Genomic DNA, 1,939 nt, shown 5'->3' on the forward strand with positions numbered 1-1,939 from the left:
AGCTCAATGAAACCGAGAGTCTGCGTGCAGTCAGTGAGACATTATTTTCTGACGACCTTCAAAAAGCGATGCATTTAGAAGCGATTAGCTTTTCGCAGCTCGGACGCCGATTAAATCAAGTGCCGACTGAAGTGTTCCAACAGGTATTTTTGGATTTAGTTGCCCAAATTCACGAGAAATCACATTATGAGCAGCGCCGAGAAATGACAACACCACTGAAAATTATCGACTCGAGTACGTTGCCATTGAACTTGAAAAACCATAAGTGGGCTGAATTCCGTAAAACAAAAGCTTCATTTACGTCTTGTTTACGCAGAAAAAGGCTGCTCCTATCCAGATAAAGCGGAGAAATCAAATATTCAGGACCTTATATATGATAGTGAGGTAACTTGGAAAGGGAGAGTTATAGACAAAACAACCAACTCGCTTTTTCTTCTAAGCACAGATATTGATTATGCTGGAGAAAACTATCTCGCAGTTCTTCAAGATAAAAAAAGCTGTTTCCTCTCATGTTTTTAGCTGATATGAAAGATCCTAACATGATTAAGTCTATTAAAGAGGGAAATATTATAAAAGTTAAGGGTAAAATTGTAAATGAAGGAGATAGAAAGCTACAAAAACATTGGGGATTGATTGACAGTAAAGTCCTAGAAAATTAATCAGTAATCCTAAAAGAAGCATGCAATAAAGCTAATTAATTTTGTCGCATGTTTCTTTTCTGTTATATCTTATTCTCTACCCGTTAATAAACATTATTTTTTTAATATACAAATGTCTATAATCTCGCTTCTTTTACTTCTTTTACCTTTTGTTCTAATCTTTTTACAAAATCAATATCTACTTCTTGTAATCTGGTCAATGTATGATATATAATCTTTGAACCAAATTCATCAACGAGTTCATAAACTAATTGTTTTAATTGTATTTCAAAGAACTCCTCTTTTGTAAACCTACATATATACACAAACGCTTTTCCTTGAGGTTTTTTCTGTAAAATCCCCTTTTGAACTAAACGATTCATTACTGTCATAATAGTACTAAAATGAATCGTTTTTTTCCTCACAGCAAAGTTTGCACTTTTTTAATAGTCACATTGTTTTCATTCCATACAATTAACATAATCTCTGCTTCAAGGGGGCCAAAAAAACGTTTTAACCCTTTTTCATGAATTTTAAATATTTTTAATTTCATTAAAGAGCACTTAACACTACAGATTGTAGTGTTAAGTGCTCTTTTAGTCAAGAATCATCATTAAATTAAAAATTTATGCGTATTTTGTCCTGCATATCTTTCTACTCTAGAGCTCTTTTTAATTAAAAAGGCAAACAACTTTTTACTATTTAGTACATAATTATGCTACTAACTTTCTACACTCTTCTGCACATTTCAAGCAAGCTTCTGCACATTTTTTACAGTGGTCATGATTATGATTTTGACACTCATTACCACACGCTTCACAAATTTTGGCACAAGCTTCAGCTAACTCTAAAACAAATGGTGTTCCCCTTCCTAATGCCTGCTCCAAGTAGGCACAAATATCCGCACATTCTCGATCTAAGCGAATACATTCCACCATCATTTTAACATCCTCTTCTTTTAAACAAGCATCATAACAATGATTACATGCAGTCATACACTCATGTAACGTTTTAATAATTGATTGATAATTTTCATGTGACATATTAAAATTCCTCCTTTAAATCCTCTTTCTTTATTATAATAGACGAACATGTTAATTGTTAAACATACTAATGAATAGTGAAACAGGAGGAGTCCGAAATGAAACATCGAACATTATCACTATATGATTATCACGTATGGGGAAATTCAAAAAACAGGAAGTGCTATATATGGAAAACAGTATACGTTATATCATGCGTGTTGATTAACCAATAAAATCCAAAAAAAGCATACAAAAAAGGGCACCTATCTTGTAGAA

The 1,939-nt window shown here is 32.6% G+C and carries 3 protein-coding genes and 1 pseudogene; 2 read left to right on the forward strand and 2 right to left on the reverse strand.

Features of this window, described 5'->3' with window-relative positions; genetic code table 11:
• Both AC1UFB_RS17090 and AC1UFB_RS17095 read left to right on the forward strand, forming a co-directional pair.
• Positions 1-366, forward strand: a pseudogene (locus tag AC1UFB_RS17090) (IS4 family transposase); the annotation flags it as partial.
• A gap of 143 nt (positions 367-509) precedes the next feature.
• Positions 510-659 carry a hypothetical protein gene (locus AC1UFB_RS17095; protein ID WP_482589540.1) on the forward strand — a complete coding sequence of 50 codons (150 nt, stop codon included), beginning with the start codon at positions 510-512 and terminating at the stop codon, positions 657-659.
• Between the two features lie 116 nt (positions 660-775).
• Here AC1UFB_RS17095 and AC1UFB_RS17100 read toward each other — a convergent pair whose 3' ends face one another.
• Both AC1UFB_RS17100 and AC1UFB_RS17105 read right to left on the reverse strand, forming a co-directional pair.
• Positions 776-1,063 carry a BlaI/MecI/CopY family transcriptional regulator gene (locus AC1UFB_RS17100; protein WP_482589541.1) on the reverse strand — a complete coding sequence of 96 codons (288 nt, stop codon included), beginning with the start codon at positions 1,061-1,063 and terminating at the stop codon, positions 776-778.
• Positions 1,064-1,351: 288 nt separating this feature from the next.
• Positions 1,352-1,681 carry a four-helix bundle copper-binding protein gene (locus tag AC1UFB_RS17105; protein WP_482589542.1) on the reverse strand — a complete coding sequence of 110 codons (330 nt, stop codon included), beginning with the start codon at positions 1,679-1,681 and terminating at the stop codon, positions 1,352-1,354.
• Between the last annotated feature and the right edge of the window lie 258 nt (positions 1,682-1,939).

The organism is Priestia sp. KCTC 13724 (genome assembly GCF_056820425.1).

What these genes read in the sequence shown, in the direction of transcription:
- AC1UFB_RS17095 (WP_482589540.1), top strand. Translation starts at nt 510, where the DNA reads ATGTTTTTAGCTGATATGAAAGATCCTAACATGATTAAGTCTATTAAA.
- AC1UFB_RS17105 (WP_482589542.1), bottom strand. Translation starts at nt 1,681, where the DNA reads ATGTCACATGAAAATTATCAATCAATTATTAAAACGTTACATGAGTGT.